Source organism: Labilibaculum manganireducens, from assembly GCF_002843385.1.
Taxonomy (GTDB): domain Bacteria; phylum Bacteroidota; class Bacteroidia; order Bacteroidales; family Marinifilaceae; genus Labilibaculum; species Labilibaculum manganireducens.
Window position 1 is genome coordinate 142,775 of the sequence record NZ_MVDE01000007.1, and the last position, 20,904, is coordinate 163,678.

At 38.4% G+C, this 20,904-nt stretch carries 11 protein-coding genes; 6 read left to right on the forward strand and 5 right to left on the reverse strand.

The genetic code is table 11. The annotated features are described in order from the left end of the window. Nucleotides 1-19: 19 nt before the first annotated feature. The 5 genes from BZG01_RS06815 to BZG01_RS06835 all read right to left on the reverse strand — a co-directional run bounded on the left by BZG01_RS06815 (nucleotide 20) and on the right by BZG01_RS06835 (nucleotide 6,931). A complete protein-coding gene (locus tag BZG01_RS06815) occupies nucleotides 20-2,284 on the reverse strand; it encodes a rhamnogalacturonan lyase (protein ID WP_180327242.1) in 2,265 nt (754 codons plus the stop codon). Between the two features lie 72 nt (nucleotides 2,285-2,356). Next, nucleotides 2,357-3,790 (reverse strand): rhamnogalacturonidase, encoded by a 1,434-nt coding sequence (locus BZG01_RS06820; RefSeq protein WP_101309066.1) that lies wholly within the window; start codon nucleotides 3,788-3,790, stop codon nucleotides 2,357-2,359. A gap of 12 nt (nucleotides 3,791-3,802) precedes the next feature. Beyond that, complete coding sequence (locus BZG01_RS06825) at nucleotides 3,803-4,543, reverse strand: DUF4450 domain-containing protein (RefSeq protein ID WP_180327243.1); 741 nt, start codon at nucleotides 4,541-4,543, stop codon at nucleotides 3,803-3,805. A 10-nt stretch (nucleotides 4,544-4,553) separates the two neighbouring features. Continuing rightward, nucleotides 4,554-5,765: a rhamnogalacturonan acetylesterase gene (locus BZG01_RS06830; RefSeq protein WP_101309068.1), complete on the reverse strand. Its 1,212-nt coding sequence runs from the start codon at nucleotides 5,763-5,765 to the stop codon at nucleotides 4,554-4,556. Between the two features lie 11 nt (nucleotides 5,766-5,776). After that, nucleotides 5,777-6,931: a glycoside hydrolase family 88/105 protein gene (locus BZG01_RS06835; protein WP_180327244.1), complete on the reverse strand. Its 1,155-nt coding sequence runs from the start codon at nucleotides 6,929-6,931 to the stop codon at nucleotides 5,777-5,779. A 264-nt stretch (nucleotides 6,932-7,195) separates the two neighbouring features. Between BZG01_RS06835 and BZG01_RS06840 the strand changes: the two genes are divergently transcribed. From BZG01_RS06840 to BZG01_RS06865, 6 genes are all read left to right on the forward strand, one after another. Then, a complete protein-coding gene (locus BZG01_RS06840) occupies nucleotides 7,196-10,333 on the forward strand; it encodes a SusC/RagA family TonB-linked outer membrane protein (RefSeq protein WP_101309070.1) in 3,138 nt (1,045 codons plus the stop codon). Nucleotides 10,334-10,350: 17 nt separating this feature from the next. Continuing rightward, nucleotides 10,351-12,417 carry a RagB/SusD family nutrient uptake outer membrane protein gene (locus BZG01_RS06845; protein WP_101309071.1) on the forward strand — a complete coding sequence of 689 codons (2,067 nt, stop codon included), beginning with the start codon at nucleotides 10,351-10,353 and terminating at the stop codon, nucleotides 12,415-12,417. A 264-nt stretch (nucleotides 12,418-12,681) separates the two neighbouring features. After that, nucleotides 12,682-15,846, forward strand: coding sequence for a glycoside hydrolase family 88 protein (locus BZG01_RS06850; protein ID WP_218973035.1), 3,165 nt, complete (start codon nucleotides 12,682-12,684; stop codon nucleotides 15,844-15,846). Nucleotides 15,847-15,912: 66 nt separating this feature from the next. Continuing rightward, nucleotides 15,913-16,662, forward strand: a complete 750-nt coding sequence (locus BZG01_RS06855; RefSeq protein WP_101309072.1) for a rhamnogalacturonan acetylesterase — start codon at nucleotides 15,913-15,915, stop codon at nucleotides 16,660-16,662. Further along, nucleotides 16,646-19,426, forward strand: a complete 2,781-nt coding sequence (locus BZG01_RS06860; RefSeq protein WP_101309073.1) for an alpha-L-rhamnosidase — start codon at nucleotides 16,646-16,648, stop codon at nucleotides 19,424-19,426. Before BZG01_RS06855 ends, BZG01_RS06860 begins: the two co-directional genes overlap by 17 nt. A 14-nt stretch (nucleotides 19,427-19,440) precedes the next feature. Then, nucleotides 19,441-20,862, forward strand: coding sequence for a glycoside hydrolase family 28 protein (locus BZG01_RS06865; protein ID WP_101309074.1), 1,422 nt, complete (start codon nucleotides 19,441-19,443; stop codon nucleotides 20,860-20,862). Nucleotides 20,863-20,904: the final 42 nt, after the last annotated feature.

Genomic DNA, 20,904 nt, shown 5'->3' on the forward strand with positions numbered 1-20,904 from the left:
GGCATCCCCACAGGAATTATTAAAGCGTATTATTTTCTCCAGTGAATCTCACATGAATACTATCCGCAAATACACATCCTTTATAAAGAACCTGCAGCTTAACTTTAATTGGTTGATCTGCTGAATAATCTTTCGACTTAAGAGTAAGCGACCTGTCTGAATTTATCTCTGCCCCGTTTACTGTCCAAATATACTTATCGTAATCGTAGCCGGCATCTAATGTGTAAGTTTCCTGCGAACACGCAATTGTATCAAGAATAATTCTTTGAGCTTCATGGTAACGGGTATTCATGCCATTGGCTTTTCCATCCTTGGCTTTACCCGATTTAGAATGTGCTCCTCTTTGAAGCCGGTATTTATTGTTCCAAAATTTCCCTAAATCAGATCCCAAATAGAAACCTGGCTGTGTAGGTTGGTTGTAGCTTATGTTTTGATCAGCCACGCTAAGCCGGTAGATATGATCACTCAGCAAGGTGTTAAAACGATAAGAAGTACTGTAATTGGTCATGTACAAGCGAAGTTCTTTGTTATCTTTTGTTCGAACCAAAATTTCTTCACGCCAATCTCCCACCAAGTCAGCTTGCAGACAAGGGTTCCCTTTCGTCCAGTTATTGGCAGTTAAGTCTTCACTAAACGGGATCGGTAAATTTATTACACCATCACCAGTCCATTTTGTGATACCAACAAATTCGCGGCCGGTAACACTCGATCCATCCAACAATTCACGGTTTAAATCACCATCCCACCAAATGCCCATATTAATTGACGGAGTGTTTGCGGTAATAAATTTTCCATTGGCGGTATATACTCCTCCTGAATGAGTTGTCCATAATTCGCAGCCTTTAAATCGCGGATCGATATCAGCAGCCATAGCTCTTCCAACATCTTCGAAAGATGGAATGCCCCAAATATACTCACCTGTACAGGCATCACGTAATTCCGATCCGGCCTTAGTCGGAACATGTTCATGACAATCCCAAATTTCCAGTCCCGGTCGTTCAATATCAATATCCGTTAAATGCAAGGCATCGCCATGCCCCAACTGTGTATTGTAACCACCTGTTCCATCTGCATTAATCAAACAAGCACCATAGGTAATTTCATCTTTCCCGTCTCCATTTACATCACCAATACTTAATTGATGATTTCCTTGTCCTTCGAAACTTTTGTATTCGCCATTGTTATCGGTTGTGCTAAAATGCCAGCGCTGCGTTAGCTTCCCATCTCTGTAATCCCAGGCTTCCAGTACTGTTTTTTCGTAATAGCCTCTGCATATTAGAATACTCGGACGCATTCCGTCAAAAAACCCCACTCCTCCTAAAAAACGATCTACCCGATTACCGGTAATGTCACCAAACTCATCAGGAGCTCCTCTCGAAATGTAATTCGCTCTTGCCAATTCTTTGCCGGTTGCCCCTTCTATTACAGAAAAAAATTCGGGCCCGGTAATTATTTTACCATAAGTCCGGGACGAAGGATCTCTATCTACATAATCACTTACTCCATCCTTATTTACGTCACCAATTACCTGACCATCTCCAAATTGAGTTCCTTCAGCGGTTTTAACTGCAATCTCAGCCTTTCCATCCCCATCAAAATCGTATGCCATCATTTGTGTATAATGAGCACCTTGTCTGATATTAATTCCCAAATTAACGCGCCATAAAAAAGTCCCGTCAAGCTTGTAAGCTTCGAGCAACGTGCCTCCGTTACACACTCCGTTGTGCGAATTATCATGACCGCTATTTTCACGTTTTAGTACAATGTCCAATTCTCCGTCTCCATCCAAATCGGCCACAGTTGCATCATTGGGACTGTATTGCCATAAACTGTCGCCGGGAAATGCTTGTATTGGAATTGATAAGTATGGATGATCGGCCATTTGCGGAGTAAGTACATAAGAAGCCAGCACATGATGTGTTTTAGCATCTTTTAAAACATAGGTTGTTGATGTTTTTGTATTTGCTAAGCTATCTTTAATAAAGGTACTTGCAGCTATTGGAGTTGCATTGAGCTTACGCTCTTTTTCATTCTTATTAATGCGATAAACATCAAACTGTGTTTCGGCTTTATCTTTTGGAAGAAATCTCCAGCTTACCGCTGCAATTCCATTTCCCTGATGAATGGCAACTAATCCTCTCCCTAAATTTTCCTTTTGAATAGATGGAGCATAATTTGGTCCTTTTACTATTTGGGAAGGTGTTTTTGTGCAACAGGATTGCAGTACACCACAAAGAATTAGAACCAGAATTTTATCTGCAAACGAACCTAATGAATTAAACATGTTGTATCAAATTATATTGCAACTGCTTACCAAAGGGCTGCAATGGTGTTTACGATTATCGAAATATCATTTTTAGTGAGCTTCGAATGGTTTTTCTACCAATTTTCCATCTACTCTTACGCGATCAACATCGCAATTTTCTACATCATCCAACACAAATAAGGGACGTGCATCCTTTTGCTCAAAATAAAATCTGATATTCTCGAAAAATATATTTTTAGCATGCCTCACATAAAAACCTGAGGCTGGAATTGTTCCAAACATCCATGGTTCAGGATATGTTTTCTCGCTTTCAGGAGGTACAATTTTTCCATCTTCTGCAGTATAACCTCCTTTAAAATGAATATTGATATTTGAAAAAGAAACCTCTTCAACCTGGTGACCAGGCACACCACTTATGATGTTTGAAAATTGCGAATCAGCATTAAACACATTCACATTACTGATTTGAACTCTTCGTAGTTTTCCTACGGGAGTTCCTTTCGGACTACGCTGACGTGCTCCCAAGCGAATGAAAAACGGCGAATTGCCCACATTGCGCATGGTAATATTCGAAACCACCACATCTTCGAGCCAACCTCCGTCAACAGCTTCAATGGCCAAACCTCTGCTTCGTTCGAAAATACAATTGGTGATGGCAATATTTTTAAAGCCTCCACTTGACTCAGTTCCTAATTTAATACGTCCGGTATTTGACCCGTGATCAGGTGCTACAGCCTCGTCGGTTTCCCACTTCGCCGTCAATACAGATCCTTTGTCGTAACCAGAAACAAAACAACCATTTATGGTTACGTTCTCTGTATCTTTAAAATATCCCAAAGCATAACTCGATTTTAGAACAATGGCATCGTCCCATGGACAATTTACACTGCAATCGGAAATACGTACGTTTTTACAGCAATCAATATCAAAACCATCGCGGTTCGTATCTACTTTAAGATTGAGTACGTGCAAATTATCTACTCCTGTTGCTAAAATGGCAAAATGACCGCAGTTTAGCATCGCTGCATCCTTCACGGTAATGTTATGACACTCCTTAAATGACAGCGCTTTGTTGCCCACTCCCGGTAATCGGCTTTCTTCTCTTGTTAAGCCTTGTCCATTAATTAATCCATTACCGCAGATCGTTATATCGTGCTCATTAACAGCCCAAAATAAGGAATTTTCCCAGTGGCTGTGTCCAAAGTCCTGAAAAGGATTATCCGGATTTGGTTCTGCAATATCATAACCTTCCTTTTCAGAAGGGAAAGCCGCTAAAACTGTAGCTCCAGATTCAATTTGAATAGTAATATTACTTTTTAAACGAATGGAATAGCAGGCATATGTTCCGGCAGGAATATAAATTGTTCCTCCTCCATTTTGAACCGCCTCTTCAATAGCGCTGTTAATAGCGGGAGAATCAATGGTAACACCATCTCCCTTAGCTCCAAAATCTTTAATATTATAAGTTTCGGCCTTTAAAGAGATACCGTATAGTAATGCTATAAACAGGAATAATTGTCGCATATTTTTTTGTTTTTAATCTGGTGTCGATTTCATCCATTCTGTTTCTTTATTTACCCTGTAACTTCCTTCTTCAAAAAGCTTTGGAATCATAAAATAATTGTAGTCGGCCGTAGGATTCAGAAAGTAGAAGCAAAAATAGTAATTCTGTTCATCCACCATTTTAAGATCAGCAGTCAACACTTGCGCCACAGTTTTCTTTCCGGATTTCAACAATTGAATTGGATTTGTTTGTTGATTCGCATCTGCCAATCTCAATGTCCCTCCAGCAGGTGTTAATCCTTCCAGAATTTTAAGCTTACGGCTGTTTCCATAATAAAGAGTAAATGAATTCCCCTCAATACTAAAAACATTCTGATAACAATCCTTTGGTAAAATCACAGGCTTCCACATTTCAATATCCACCTTATTGTTTGAAGCTCCTCCATATGTCCATATCAGTTGTAAATCTTTAGGGAGATTTTCACCACATAGTTTCATTACAGCCCCTTTGCTGTCAGCCAAAGGACGAATTAAAAATTCAATAGCACCCTTCGCCAATATCTCGTCCTTCAAAATGTATTTTATTTCCTTTTCGGATGATTTCTGCTTTATGCTTTTAAACTCGGAAAACCACTTACTTGTACCTTGAGTGGCAACTCCAATTCGCAGCGTTCCTGCTAATTCTGGTGTAATTAGAGACCAATCCGGATTTTGAGCTTTTACAAAACCCAAACATAAAAAAGCCAGTAAAAAGGCAACTGTTTTTTTCAACATCATAAATTGTTTAGTTTCCGTCTGGTTTTTGAATTTCAGCAAAAGGTGTTGGATACCATTTAAAATTCTTGAAATCGTCAGGTGCAGCGGGGTTAAAATCCTTTACATCATCTCTTAAATACTGTACCAAAGGCAAATGAATTTGTTTCATTCCATAAACAACACATTTCGCAATTTGATTAGCACCAAAAGGATTAAAGTGAGTATTATCTTTCAAAGGCGTCTCCTGATTTGGAAACGTATTGGCCGGATAGTGAACAAATGCATTCACTGAATTTTCTACCCCCATGGCTTCATAAAGAGTGCGTGTATAGGAATGAAGATCAATCAAAGAAACATTTTCTTCGGCAGCCAGTTTTCTCATCGCATCCGGATAATCCCCATGAGTGTCAACAATTTTCCCTTCCCCGTTAAAACTTCTGCGTTGCGTTGGGGTAACAAAAACAGGATTTGCTCCTTTTTCCCGAGCTGCAACAATAAAATCTTTTAATCGATCCGTAAAATTCAGATAGGCTCCTTTCCCCTCTCCTCTTTCCTTCTGATCATTATGTCCAAACTCTACAAATATGTAATCTCCCGGTTTAATCAGCGTTAACAATTTCTCCAACCTTCGTCTGGCAATAAAACCACTTGTAGTTTCTCCGGATTCAGCATAATTAGCAAAACAAACATCATCATTAAAAAAACAAGGAATGATCTGTCCCCAGGAACACCAAGGTTCGTTTTCCTGATCAACAACAGTTGAATCTCCACATAAAAAAACAGTAAGAGCAGAATCTGAAGGTGTTATTTCAATAGAAACCACCTGTGGAGACTCGCCGTTAAATTCAAAAGTCAAGTTGCTATCCCAATTTAATTTGCTCTTTTCTCTTTTTTTGATTTTAACATTTCTTCCCGCTGTTATAATCGTATCTCTTTTATTGATATAGAAATAAACATCTTTGATTTCTCCTTTTCCTGTGGATATTCCGTCAAAAAACAGTCTTCTGGATTCCCCTCTGATTACGGTATGTCCTGCACTATTTTCAGATCCGACTCTCACATGTACTTTGTAATTTCCATCCGGAACATTTGTAAAAGTAACAAAACCATTATCAGCTTTACTTAAAGGATCCATAATCTTAAACTGGGTGTCTTTTTCAGTGCACGAAAAAAATACAATGATTAAAGTGGCAGCAATCAAGCAAGCGGAAACCTTTCTGTTTATATTTCTAAAACTCATTAAAAAAAATATTATTTTGATTCTTGTAATTTATATACTTCTACTCCACCTAATAAAAAACAACCAATACCATAATCTTCAAAATCAGGCATACTATCATAGGTTACCGGCTGACCGTCTTTAGGTTCTTTTCCAGTTCCCTGCACATAACCTAAAAATCCATTTTCATGAATGGCATCCTTCACAACAGCATTCCAGGCTTTTGCAACAACAGGCATGTATTTTTCCTTTGACAAGAATCCGTTATTGATTCCCCATGCCATACCATATACAAATAAAGAAGTACCGGTCACCTCTTTTCCACCGTAATTTTTAGGATCGTGTAAACTCGCATTCCAAAATCCATCTTTTCTCTGACATTTTACCAATGCCTTTGTCATGGACATAAAATCATTCACATAATCCTTATAATGCTTTTCGTCTTTCGGTATTTCGCTTAATACTCTTACCAAAGCAGCATATACCCATCCGTTGCCTCTTGACCAATAACAATCTTCACCGTTTGGTTCTTTATAAGGAGGAACAAAATCGGCATCGCGCCACCATAAACCATCTTCTTTGTTATAAAGACCACCTCCAATATCATTTCTGCTGCAGGCATACATATCCCACATTTTATCAAAATATTTCGTGTCATTCATTGTGACACCATACTTCGCAAAAACCGGCATTCCCATCTGAATAGCATCTATCCATGTCCAATCATCATTTTGCGGCGTATTTACCAACATGTCTAAGTTTGCTTTTACCTTTCTAATTTGTTTAGGCTCTTTAGACAGTCGGTACAAATCGATATAAGTTTGACCGGCACAATAATTGTCTGCATTTCTTGTGCTTGCTCCGTTTCGATATCCCCAGTTATGAAATTCGGACCACTGATAGGCATAATCGTATATTTTTTCTTGAGGCAATATAGAATACAAAGCCATTAATCCTTCATAGTACACACCTCTTGTCCATATATTACTTGGCCTTTCCCGCCCCACATTCGATGGTGCTTTACAATCACTGTATTTTTCCATGAAATAATCATTCACTTTAATTATTTCTTTCAAAGTTTGTTCATGATCAATCAATTCTTGTCCCCACACCGGAGAAAAATTCATTGATGTCGTAACAATTAGTAATATAAACTGCAATAAATACATTCTGCTCAATAATCCCATTTCATATAGTGTTTTAGAAATTTTTATCACCAAATGTATCACATAGCATATCTGAAAAAAAGGAAAATTATACACAAACCTAGAATATCATCCACAACAACAAAGCATCAAAATAAATACATGTTTTAGTACTATTTTCCATTTTCTATCGTGTACGCACACCTTATTTTTACAGCCATTGAAAAAGCTAGTTGGTAACTCAAGTTTCAATCTATGTTTAATCTATTAAAAAGTTTTTATGAACCTAATTAAATCTAGTGTAGTATGAATTTATTTAAATCAAAAAGAAAACAATTTAAAGTGTTTTTCATAACACTGCTTACAAGTTGTTTTTTTATGGCTGGAAACGTCAACGTTTGCGCACAAGGACAAACGATTTCCGTTACAGGTAGTGTTAAAGATCAAACTGGTCTGTCCATAATCGGAGCCACTATCGTAGAAAAGGGATCGGTAACAAATGGTACTATAACCGATATTGATGGAAATTACCATATTAAAGTACCTGAAAATGCAACAATAACCGTAAGTTTTATTGGTTTTTCAACTCAGGAAGTACCCGTTACCGGAAAATCAGTAATTAATTTCACCTTAGCTGAAGAAACCACAAATCTTGATGAATTAATTGTAGTTGGTTACGGTGTACAAAAAAAGAGCGATGTAACAGGTGCTGTAACAAGGGTTAGTGCTGAAGATATTGTAGCAATGCCTGTTAAGGATGCTGTGCAAGCCATGCAGGGAAAAACTGCCGGGGTTGACATCACCTCAAACCAGAGACCAGGAGAGACTGGAAGTATTACAATTAGAGGTATCCGTTCTTTAAATGCCAGCCAGAGTCCATTATATGTGGTAGATGGAATGGTTGTTCAAAGTGGAGGAATAGACAATATTAATCCTAACGACATTGAAAGCATTGACATTCTAAAGGATGCTTCTGCCACAGCTGTTTATGGATCTCGAGGTGCAAACGGTGTAGTATTGGTAACTACTAAAAAAGGAAAAACAGGTGAAGTAAGTTTTAATTACTCCGGTTCGGTTACCATCGAAAAAATGTACGACGTAACTGAGATGATGGATGCTGCTGAATGGTTGGATTACGCTAGACTGGCAAAGTACAATATGGGTAGTTATGCATCAGCTACACCTTCTTATGCTGCTGATTTAGCTACCTGGGGGTCTGTTGGAGCTTCATTCGCAAATATTGAAAAAGGATGGGTAGATGGAGCTTGGGATGCTAGTAAAGTAGGTAATTACAATTGGGGTGACCATGGTAAACGAACTGCTGTTTCAACGGAACACACCATTAGTGCATCAGGTGGTACAGAAAAGTTCAAGGGCTATGGTTCATTCGGATATTTACGTCAGGAAGGAACGCAACCCGATCAACTTTATCAGCGATATACTGCTAAAACAAATTTTGAAGTATCTCCTACAAAATGGTTCAAGTTCGGAACAACTATGAATCTTAGCTACGGAGAACAAGACTATGGTTATAGCTTTACAAAATCAAGTACAGGTCCCGGGGATTACTATTCTGCTTTAAAATCTATGTTGCCATGGACAGTTCCTTATGATGAAAATGGCGATTATATTAGAAATCCTGCAGCAGGAGATGTTAATATTATTAACCCCATCAAAGAGTTGGATTACAATACAAACAATCGCCAATCATTGCGTGCAACCGGAAGTTTTTATTCTCAATTGGATTTTGGGAATATGTGGAAACCTTTAGATGGTTTGAGTTACCGCATTCAATTTGGCCCGGAATTTAAGTACTATCGTTTGGGTGTATTTAATGCTGCTGAAGGTATTAATGGAGATGGTAACAATGCGGCCAAATACAATACTAACAATACACGAGCCTATACATTAGACAATTTATTGTATTATAATAAAACCTTTGCAAACCTTCACAAAGTTGGTTTAACCGCAATGCAGTCTTTCTCAAAGTATCATTTTGAAAATGGAGATATGAAAGCAACAGATGTTGCTTCAACTTCCGAATTATGGTACAACCTTGCTTCAGGAGGTGATGCATATAGTCTTGGAACAGGCTTGGCAGAGAAACAAATGGAGTCGTATATGCTTAGAGGTAATTACACTTTTAACGATAAATACATGTTGACTGCATCTATGCGTTGGGATGGTGCTTCCCAATTGGCTGAAGGCAATAAATGGGCAAGTTTCCCATCCTTGGCATTAGGCTGGCGTATTGATCAGGAAGATTTTATGAACAATGCCTCGTGGATTGATGGATTAAAGGCCCGTTTTGGTTTTGGTATAACAGGTAACGCTGCAATCGATGCATATGATACTAAAGGTGCAGTAGCTTCTTTATACTACAATTGGGGTACTACCTCCTCTGATTTAGGATATGTAGCATCAGATCCATCGGTTAAATATCCACCAAAAATGGCGAACACTGATCTTAGTTGGGAAAAAACTGCCCAGTATAATGTAGGTGTAGACTATGTATTTTTTAACGGCCGATTAAGTGGTAGTATTGATGCATACAAAACAAAAACTTCCGATCTATTAATGATCATGTCAATACCAAGTTTAACTGGCTATACTTCAACCTGGGCAAACATTGGTGAAACAAAAGGTTCCGGTATTGATCTGCAAATCAACACAGTCAACATAAAGTCAAATGATTTCAACTGGGAAACCAGTATCACATGGTCCAAAGATCAGAGTGAAATCTCAAAATTAAATAATGGTCTAACAGAAGTACCTAATAATGCATGGTTTGTAGGCGAAGACATAGGTGTTTATTACGACTATGTATATGATGGTATCTGGAAAACTTCCGAAACTGCTGAAGCTGCAGTATATGGACGTAAACCAGGTCAGATAAAAATTAAAGACCTAAACAACGACGGTACTATTGATGCCAACGAGGATAGACAAATTGTTGGAAATAAACGTCCGGACTGGTCTGGAGGTATGACGAATACATTTAGATACAAGAATTTTGATTTATCATTCTTCATATACTCTCGTTGGGGGAATACTTTCAGAAGCGGAAAAGAAACACTGGATGGTCGCTTTACGATGCGTAAAATTGATTATTGGGTTGCTGGAGTAAATGAAGATGCAGAATATTATTCTCCTGGTTCAAATGGAGAAGCTGCTGATACTTATGCCAGTTCTATGAATTATCAAGACGGATCTTTTGTGAAAATGCGTAACATCAGTTTAGGTTATAACTTTACTCCTAAACAGTTAAAAAAACTTGGAATCAGCAAACTTAAAGTGTATGCTCAATGTATGAATCCATTTACAATCTATTCTAAATGTGATTATTTAGATACCGACCTTTCGGGGTACAATAACAACACAACATCTACTGGTTCATCAACCACTCTTAAAAGTTTCGTATTTGGTTTGAATCTTGGATTCTAATTTTAAAAAAGTTAATTATGAAAAAAAATAAAATATTATTACTGTTTGGGTTGATAAGTATCTTAACTTTTTCTGTATCATCCTGCAAAGATGATTTCTTGGACGAAGAACTTACAACAACCTATAGTACTCAGACATTTGAAACACAGGAAGGACTGGATCAGCTGGTTACCGGAACCTACCAGAAGCTAAAATTTAAATTCAACTATACCTGGGGGATTAAGATGTTTAACGTGGGTGTAGATGAATTTACAGATGCAAATAACGCAATTCCTGACTTCAACTGTTATAGTACCGATTTAAGCTCAGAAGAGGGAGGAAACAACAAGCCTATGTGGCAAAATATGTATGCCGGTATTGAATCTGCAAACACAATTATTCAAAATATGCCTCTTTATTACGATAAAGAAAATGCAAATTATAACACTCGACTGGGTGAAGGTTATTTTTTACGAGGCTATTTTTATTTAACGCTGGTAACTCAGTATGGAGGTGTGCCATTAAAATTACAACCCTCAACAGCTGTTGAAACTTATTTTACACGAGCTACAGAAGAAGAGTGTTTTGCACAAATCACTGCTGATTTTAAGTCTGCATATGATTTATTACCTGTAAGTCCTGAAGCAACTGGTCGTATCACACAATCCGCAGCAGCTCATTTTTTGGCAAAATCAAAATTAACACGGGCAAGCGAATTATATAGTTCATGGAACTCAAGCTATATAAGTGATGATTTAGATGATGTTATTAAATACGGAACAGAAGTTTATAATGCTCATCCTTTATGTACAAACTATGTGCAATTATGGGATTATCAAGCAGCTAACGGTGCCAATGAGAGTGTTTCTGAAGTAGTTTTGGCTGCTCAATTCTCTGACGATCAATCTACCTGGGGTAGATATGGAAATCAGATGCATCTTTATTATCCATCTGTTTATCAAGACATTTCCGGTACAAAAAGAGATATTTCAGGAGATAGGGAATTCTGTTATGCCCGGGCAACTAATTATACAATGGATGTGTTTGACCGTGTTAACGACTCACGCTTCTGGAAATCATTTATTACTACTTACGGATGCAACTCTACAGAAAATGCTCCAAAATGGACTGAAGATAATGCAGCCTTAGGACCAGTTGGAACCGTAGCAGGATCGAAACGTTTTGTAGGCGGAGATCTGGCTGTTAAGTACATTGTTAATAATGCTGGTGATACGAGATATAATCCTGTAACCAATGATGTAACCGGTGTTTTAAAAGATGGCGTTATGCAGAACACACACACCTTTGTACGTTATTTCGATGGAGAAAACCAGGAATGGGTTGGACAACACGGTAATGAAGGGTATTATGGCGTTCAGAAACGTTCTGTAGCCTTATCTAAATTTCGAGATGGTTACAGAGTAGCAATTGCATCTCAATTTGGAACCCGCGATGTCATTCTTGCCCGTTCTGCAGATGATGTTTTAATGGTTGCCGAAGCCTATATACGAAAAGGCGAATCGGAATATGCTAATGCTATTACATGGATTAATAAATTAAGAGACCGGGCTGCATTTTTAGCTGGAGAAGACCGGGCTGTTCACGTTGATGGAGGACAAGCCTATAAGAACAATAGCTATTGTAATGGTAAAGGCGGAGGATATTCTTCTGATGGTGCTATTTATTACGATAAAAACACTTATTATGAATCAAATGGAGATTTGACAGAAACAACTGCTGCTACAATCAATGAAATGCATATCAACTCAGTAAGTGATATCTACAGATCTTCGGTTGATGCACCAATTTATACAAAGCTTGAATGTTCAAGCAATGCAGAAAAGATGATGTGTTTCTTGCTAAATGAAAGAACTCGGGAACTTTGCGGAGAAACAGTACGTTGGGAAGATTTAGCCCGTACCAAAAGGCTTGAAGCCCGCTTTAAGGCATTTAATGATGGTTGGGTTAGAGGTAACTCTACGTTTAGTGCAAACAAACATTATTACCGACCAATTCCTCAATCTTTTCTTGATGCCATTACCAATGAAAATGGCCAGGCATTAAGTTCTGAAGAGAAACAAGCAATGCAAAATCCAGGATACTAATAAATCCTAAACTATTAAAATCACTAAACCGGTTCAAATCTGTTCCCGTTTAGTGATTTTTTTTTACTCTGATTATCCCAACAAAAATAAATTGCCAGGCTCTTCCGAATAGCAATATCCACTATATTAAATACATTCTTGGCGAATACATCTCCAAATATGGATGATTTGACATGAATACGGAAAAATATACATCTGCTGCAATTTATTCATTTCTACTTTTGATGTAAGTAATAACAGATAACAGCTTATAAAATATTCGCAATGAAACTCTCATTTGGCAGTACACAACATCAGACTTTTTTAGCACAATTTTTAATTGTCATTTTTATAATTTCGTTAAATTCTCTTTCCCATGCTCAGGAAAGGAAATCTAACTCTGGAAAAAATAGAAAATCCGACGTCACAAATAAAACGGAATTTAATGATGCAAACACACCTCTTCATCTTTTACAACCTGATTACCCAATAAACTATCAGGCTTCAGACAAAGATCAAATTGAAAATCAACTTAAAACAATTGTAAATTATCTGGAGCAGGTTACTCCGGCTGGTATAATTGATTCAAAAAGTCAAAAAGTTATTACTAAGTATGAAAACATCGACAGATACAGTCAATTAAAAAAAGGAGATTTTAGATTAACCTCATACGAATGGGGAGTTACCTATGCGGCTATGCTGCGCATGACCCAGGTAACTGATAATGAAACGTATTTGAATTATGCACGGAACCGATTTGCATTTTTAGCAGAAACAGCTCCTTTTTTCAAAAAACAATTGGATGAAGTTGGAACGATTGATCCTTTGATGACAAAGGTTTTACAACCCAAAACCTTGGATGATGCCGGCGCCATCTGTGCAGCAATGATCAAAACATCAACATTCGACAAAGCCTCTTCAAAATTAGATACTTTAATCGGTAACTACATCGATTATATCATGTACCACCAATATCGCTTAAAAGATGGAACATTTGCACGCAAACGTCCGCTGTATAATACTGTTTGGTTAGATGATCTATTCATGAGTATTCCCGCTTTACTGCAAATGGGAAAATACAGGCATGATGACAAATACACTCAGGAAGCCGTTAAACAAATCAAACTGTTTAAAGATAAACTATTTGTTGAAAACAAAGGCCTTTTTCGTCACGGATGGGCTGAAGGTTTAGAACCCGAACCAACATTTTTCTGGGCACGTGCCAATGGCTGGGCTTTGCTAACCCTTTGCGAAGCTTTGGATGTTTTGCCTAAAGATAATGAAGATAGAAAATGGATCATGGATCTTTATCAACAGCAAATTGGTTCATTGGTTCAGTATCAATCCGGACAAGGTTTATGGCACCAACTAATAGATAAAAACGATTCTTACCTGGAAACTTCAGCAAGTGCAATTTACGTATTTGCAATTGCTCACGGTATCAATCAGGGATGGTTAAATGCACGAGTATACGGTCCTGTAGTTACTTTGGGATGGAATGCTCTTTCTCAAAAAATAAATTCGAAAGGACAAGTTGAAGGTACTTGCGTAGGAACGGGAATGGGATTTGATCCGGCATTCTATTATCATCGTCCAACCAGTGCTTTTGCCGCTCATGGATACGGACCAATGTTGCTCGCCGGTGCTGAAATGATCGAATTATGCAATCACTGGTTTCCTAAAATGAACGATAGTGCAATTCACTTTTACGGACAAACACTACCCTATTCGGAACCCATTTTTGAAGTTGGTGATCCAAGACATCCGCCATATAAAAAAGCAGGCAGCAGTCGAAAAGGGAAAAAACCGGTTGTGTTTGTAATTGGTGATTCAACAGTAAAAAATGGCCGGGACAAAGGTGATTTAGGTCAATGGGGCTGGGCCAGTTTTTTCGATCGTTTTTTTGATACATCAAAAATTACAGTGGAAAACCATGCATTAGGGGGTCGAAGCAGCAGAACATTCCTAACCGAAGGATTGTGGCAAAATGTGCTGGAAGGCCTGCAGGAAGGAGACTACCTGTTTATTCAGTTTGGTCACAATGATGGCGGTCCCTTTGATACCGGACGCGCCCGGGCTTCTATCAAAGGAGCTGGCGAAGAATCAAAAACTTATACCATGGAAGCTACCGGCGGACCGGAAACTGTATATACTTTTGGTCATTACATGCGTCATTATATTGAACAAGCTAAAGCTCATGGTGTAAAAGTAATTGCCTTGGCTCACACACCACGCAACAACTGGGAAGATGGTAAAATGGTGCGTGTAACAGACACTTATGCCAAATGGACCAAGCAGGCCGCAGAAGACGAAGATGTTTGCTATATCGATGCCAACGATCTTTGTGCAAAAGAATACGAAAAAATAGGTCAGGAGGCCACTAAACCCTACTATAAAGACAATGTACACACTTCATACATTGGAGCAATAACGAACGGAAACACAATTGCCAAGGCCACATATAATCTCGAAAATTGCGACCTGAAAAAATATATGAAAAAAGAAGCCATCGACAATCCAACTAAAGTGGCATCAAAACCTTTGTACCGCGATCCCAAATTTGACGGAGCTGCAGATCCGGTTGTAATATGGAACAAAAAAGAACAAAAATGGTTCATGTTCTATACCAACCGAAGAGCCAATCTAGAAAAAACAAATGGAGTTGACTGGGTACACGGAACGCCAATTGGTATTGCAGAATCAGAAGATGGAGGACTAAACTGGAAATACCGCGCCGATGCAAACATTAATTATGGTGGTGACAGCACAACTTACTGGGCTCCGGAAGTAATAGAAGATGACGGGATTTATCACATGTACCTGACTGTTGTACCGGGAATTTTCAGCGATTGGAATCATCCACGTCATATCATTCATTTGACCAGCAGTAACCTGATTGACTGGAAATTTGAATCTCAGCTAAATTTAGCTTCCGATAAAGTAATTGATGCTGAAGTTGTAAAATCTCCAAACGGAAAATGGAGAATGTACTACAACAATGAGAAAAATAATAAATCCATTTACTATGCCGAAAGCAACGACCTGTACAATTGGGAGGACAAAGGATTGGCTGTAGGAAATAAACGCGGCGAAGGCCCTGTTGTCTTCTTCTGGCAAAACCAATATTTCATGATAATTGATTCATGGGATGGATTATCTGTTTTCAGTTCCAAAAACATGCAAAACTGGCATCTTCAAAAGGAAAACATATTGGATAAACCCGGATGTTATGAAGATGATCAGGTAAAAGGAGGTCATGCTGATGTAGTAATCAATAATGGCAGAGCTTACATTTTCTATTTTACTCATCCGGGAAGACTTGAAGGCGTAAATGATGACAATTATGAAACCAGAAGATCATCCATACAGGTTGGAGAATTAAAATTTGTAAATAATCAAATATCCTGTAATCGTAATTTACCGGTAGATATTAAATTAGTGAATCCTTAAGATCAGTAAGCTAATTCAAGAAGTTTTTTAAGCACATTCAAATCACGATAAAAAATCAGTAAAAACATGAAATTTAAAGCAATATCATTACTCACTATAAGCACATTCCTTTTGGTTTGCTGCTCACAAGAACCAAAAAACGTTCGTCTATTTATATCAGGCGATTCTACAGCTCAAAGCTACGACACAACAAAAACCGTAATGAGAGGCTGGGCACAGATGCTGCCCGGTTTTTTCGACGAACACGTTACTGTTGTTAACAAGGCAAAAGCAGGCAGAAGTACCAAAAGCTATCTGGCAGAAGGTAGATGGAAAGAAGTAGTTGATTCTCTTCAACCAAATGATTATGTGATCATACAATTTGGTCACAACGATGCATCATCAAAACCGGAAAGACATGCCTCCTACCCTGATTACAAAAGAAATCTGATTACTATGGTGAAGGAAGCACAGGCAAAAAAAGCCCGCCCAATTCTGGCTACATCAATTGTGATGAGAACCTTTAAAGACAATGGCTTACTTGATGATCGGTTAAAAGGATATCCAGCCATTACCCGTCAATTGGCCGATTCTTTAAACATTCCTTTAATTGATACCTGGCTGAAATCAAGGGATTTGATTATCATGATGGGTGATGAACCCTCAAAAAAATTGTACATGTGGATAGAAGCTGGTGTTGATTCAATCCGACCAAATGGTTCTCAGGATGATACACACCTGCAGGCTCCCGGAGCTGCAGCAATTGCAGAAATAGTAGCAGCAGAAATCAAAAAACAAAACCTTAAAGACATAGCGAACCATGTTCTTATCCCGTAAAAACACAGCTAAATTAGCGACTCTGCTTTTAATTCCTTTTCTAATTGTACGTTGCCAGTCGGATGTTCAATGGCCCGAAGAATCTGTGAACACGAAACCCGGAACCCGATGGTGGTGGATGGGCAGTGCTGTTGATGAAGCAAACCTGTCGCGAAATCTGGAATTGTATTCTGATGCCGGACTAGGTTCCCTGGAGATCACACCAATTTATGGTGTTCAGGGAAATGATTCCAATGAAGTTGACTTCTTATCCAACAGATGGATGGAATTATATTCTCACACCCAAAAGGAGGCTGAAAAACTGGGGATAAATATCGATATGAATACCGGAACTGGTTGGCCTTTTGGCGGACCTGATGTTGGGCTAAAAGATGCTGCCGGTCGATTGTTAATCAAGGAATTTCAATTATCGACAGGACAACAATTCAATCAATTGATTGTTCCTGATGAGAAAAAGCAGGCAGAAACGGCAAGACTGGCAAGTTTAATGGCTTTTTCCGAAACAGGTGAAAAATTAGACCTGACAGATAAAGTGATCAACCAAAAGCTTGATTGGAAAGCACCTGTTGGTAAATGGACATTAATTGCTCTTTTCGAGGGAAACACATTCCAACAGGTTAAAAGAGCGGCTCCTGGTGGCAAAGGTTTGGTTTTGAATCATTTCTCGAAAGAAAGTACAGCGAAATACCTGAGTAAATTTACGAAAGCCTTTAACGAAAGCGGTGCGCCTGTTCCCAATTACTTTTTTAATGATAGTTATGAAGTATATAATGCAGACTGGACTCCAGGCTTTCTAACTGAATTTGAACAAATGCAGGGCTATAAACTGCAGGATTATCTTCCTCAATTTTTAGATACAGCACGAAACGAAACTACAGCAAGAATCGTTTCGGATTACAGAGAAACACTTTCGAAATTATTACTTGAAAATTTCACCAAGCCCTGGACTGAGTGGGCACACAAGCTGAATAGTAAAACCCGGAATCAGGCACACGGTTCGCCGGCTAACTTAATTGATATTTATGCCGCAGTAGATGTTCCCGAATGCGAAGGATTTGGATTGTCCGACTTTCACATTAAAGGTCTTCGTAAAGATTCTTTGACACGTCATAACGACTCCGATTTTTCCATGTTAAAGTACGCCTCGTCGGCAGCTCATATTTCAGGAAAAAAGTATACTTCATCAGAAACATTTACATGGCTTACCGAGCATTTCAGAACCTCTTTCTCTCAGTGTAAACCCGATTTGGATTTGATGTTTGTTTCAGGCGTTAATCACGTTTACTTTCACGGTACAACCTATAGTCCGGCTGAGGCTGCATGGCCGGGATGGAAATTTTATGCTTCGGTGGACATGAGTCCAACCAACCCATTGTGGCGCGATGCAAAACCCTTTTTTAAATATATATCACGCGTACAATCGTTTTTACAAATGGGTAAACCCGATAATGATTTTCTGGTTTATTTACCTGTTTACGATATGTGGCACAAAGTGGACGGTAAATTATTGCAGTTCGACATCCATAAAATGAAACAACGTGCTCCGGAATTTATTCATGTGGTCAACCAAATTAGTGATGCCGGCTATGACATGGACTATATTTCGGATTCATTTATCACCAGTACCGAATTTAAAGACGGACATCTAATTACATCAGGAGGAACTTCGTACAAAGCTTTAATTGTTCCTGCCGTAGATAAAATGCCGGTAGAGGTTATTAAAAAACTGATCGATCTGGCCAAACAAGGCGCACAAATTGTGTTCATGGGTAATTACCCTAAAGATGTTCCCGGATATGGAAATCTGGAAAACCGAAGAAAACAATTTCTTACTTTCAGTGATCAGCTGCCTGATGTTGCCTTTAACGAAACCACAGTAAGCTCATTTTCGAAAGGAAAAATAATTACCGGAACGGATTATAAAAACACACTTGCAGCTACCGGAGTTGTTGCTGAAGAATTTAAAACAAAAGCGGATCTTAAATACATTCGCAGGAAAAACAGCAAGGGGTATCATTATTTTGTTTCTGCACTTAAAGCTGAGGATACAGATAGCTGGATTACTTTGCCGAAGCAAGCTGAATCTGTCGTGTTTTTCAATCCAATCAATGGACAAAAAGGAAAAGCACAAATAAAACAAACCGATGATAAAACAAAAGTAAGGCTGCAGTTAAAATCCGGAGAATCATTGATACTCCAAACATTTTCGACAAACGTTACGGGTGAAAACTGGCCTTATCTTAAAGAAACAGGAAGTCCATTTGTGCTGAACAACAACTGGAAAATATTCTTTAAAGAGAGCATCCCTGCTGTCACCGACACCTTTGCTATTCCAAAATTAGTTCCCTGGACCGATCTAAAGATTCCTGAGGTCAAAGAAAATATGGGTACAGCCGTATATTCAACAACATTTACGGTAAATAAAAAAACGGCTGATGACTGGATTCTTGATTTGGGTGATGTGAGAGAAACAGCCAGAGTAAGACTGAATAATGTTGATATTCAAACACTCTGGTCGGTACCCTACGAACTTTCTGTTGGCAAATACCTTAAAAACGGTCTTAATGCAATAGAAATAGAGGTAACAGGTTTACCAGCCAATCATATCGCAAGTTTAGATCAAAAAGGAGTTCAATGGCGTATTTTCAAGGAAATTAATATCGTTGACCTTAATTACAAAAAAACAGGTTACGCAAATTGGAAAACAATGCCTGCCGGCTTAAACAGTGAAGTAAAATTAATACCCGTTAACTTTTCGAATTAAAGTTTAAATACCCTATGAAGTCATTACAATTTATCATACTCCTACTTTGCGGATTTGGCGCATTGGGGCAGAATAATTCTTCAATCCCTAAATTTACCTGGATGGAAAATGCAGGCAGCCATACTTTTCCGGATCAGAAAACCGTGTTTCGTGCTGAAGATTACGGGGCTGTTGGAGATGCACTTGTTTTAAACACCAAAGCCATTCAAAAAGCACTTGATGAAGCAGAAGCTGCCGGAGGAGGAACAGTAACGTTTAAACCCGGTGTTTATTTAACAGGATCGCTTTTTATCGGCAACAACGTTAATTTCAACATTCCGAAAGGAACCATGCTGACCGGGAGTCAGAATCTGGAAGATTACAAACAAATTGATACCCGTGTTGCAGGAATTGAGATGAAATGGCCGGCTGCACTCATTAATATTATTAACAAAAAGAATGCTGCCATTACAGGAAATGGAACAATTCACGGCAAAGGAAAAGTGTTTTGGGATAAATACTGGAACATGCGCAGGGAATATGAACCCAAAGGACTTCGCTGGATTGTAGATTACGATTGTGAAAGACCTCGGGGAATACTAATATCTGATTCTGAAAACATCACTATTGATGGGATTGTACTGTATCAGCCGGGCTTTTGGAGTCTTCATATTCTGTACTCGAAATACGTAACCGTTAATGATGTTACTATTAGTAACAATATAGAGGGGCACGGACCAAGTACTGATGGTGTGGATATTGATTCCTCTTCGTTTATTTTGGTTCAAAACAGCAATATCAATTGCAATGATGATAACTTTTGTTTAAAAGCAGGACGCGACAGCGATGGTCTTCGGGTAAACCGGCCTTGTGAATACATTGTAATCAGAGATTGTTATGCAGGTATGGGAGCCGGACTTTTTACAATCGGGAGCGAAACATCAGGCAGCATCAGACATGTGGTTGCCTACAATTTAACAGCAGAAGGCACATCTTTTGGTTTACGTTTTAAGAGTACGATTCAACGGGGAGGCAAAATCGAGGATATTCATTTGGCAAATATCACCATGAATAAGGTTAAATATCCTCTGTCTGTTGATTTGGACTGGAATCCGGCTTACAGCACATCATTGCTTCCTGAAGAATACAAGAATAAAACACTGCCTGAGCATTGGAAAAAAATGCTGGCCTATGTTGATCCTAAGGATGGAACTCCAAAGTTCCAAAACATATCCTTCTCCAATATTAAAGCCACCGGAGCTAAACGCTGTATCAATGTTGTTGGAATTAAAAGCAGTACTATTGAAGACTTTAATTTCAGCAATGTAACAATACAAGGTGAAAATTCAGGTGCAATCAAATATGCCAAAAACTGGAAATGTGAACATTTTAAGATAAAATCAAACGATGATTTGCTCCTGGAAAACAACAAAAATATCAATCTTGAAAACAATTAAATTAGCTGAAAAGTTATATGTTGCAGGTTCTTGGGCACAACT

Bases quoted from the DNA above. Each gene is read 5' to 3' on its own strand.
- BZG01_RS06815 (WP_180327242.1), bottom strand. From the start codon at position 2,284: ATGTTTAATTCATTAGGTTCGTTTGCAGATAAAATTCTGGTTCTAATT.
- BZG01_RS06845 (WP_101309071.1), top strand. From the start codon at position 10,351: ATGAAAAAAAATAAAATATTATTACTGTTTGGGTTGATAAGTATCTTA.
- BZG01_RS06825 (WP_180327243.1), bottom strand. From the start codon at position 4,543: ATGTTGAAAAAAACAGTTGCCTTTTTACTGGCTTTTTTATGTTTGGGT.
- BZG01_RS06860 (WP_101309073.1), top strand. From the start codon at position 16,646: ATGTTCTTATCCCGTAAAAACACAGCTAAATTAGCGACTCTGCTTTTA.
- BZG01_RS06820 (WP_101309066.1), bottom strand. From the start codon at position 3,790: ATGCGACAATTATTCCTGTTTATAGCATTACTATACGGTATCTCTTTA.
- BZG01_RS06835 (WP_180327244.1), bottom strand. From the start codon at position 6,931: ATGGGATTATTGAGCAGAATGTATTTATTGCAGTTTATATTACTAATT.
- BZG01_RS06855 (WP_101309072.1), top strand. From the start codon at position 15,913: ATGAAATTTAAAGCAATATCATTACTCACTATAAGCACATTCCTTTTG.
- BZG01_RS06830 (WP_101309068.1), bottom strand. From the start codon at position 5,765: ATGAGTTTTAGAAATATAAACAGAAAGGTTTCCGCTTGCTTGATTGCT.
- BZG01_RS06850 (WP_218973035.1), top strand. From the start codon at position 12,682: ATGAAACTCTCATTTGGCAGTACACAACATCAGACTTTTTTAGCACAA.
- BZG01_RS06865 (WP_101309074.1), top strand. From the start codon at position 19,441: ATGAAGTCATTACAATTTATCATACTCCTACTTTGCGGATTTGGCGCA.
- BZG01_RS06840 (WP_101309070.1), top strand. From the start codon at position 7,196: ATGAATTTATTTAAATCAAAAAGAAAACAATTTAAAGTGTTTTTCATA.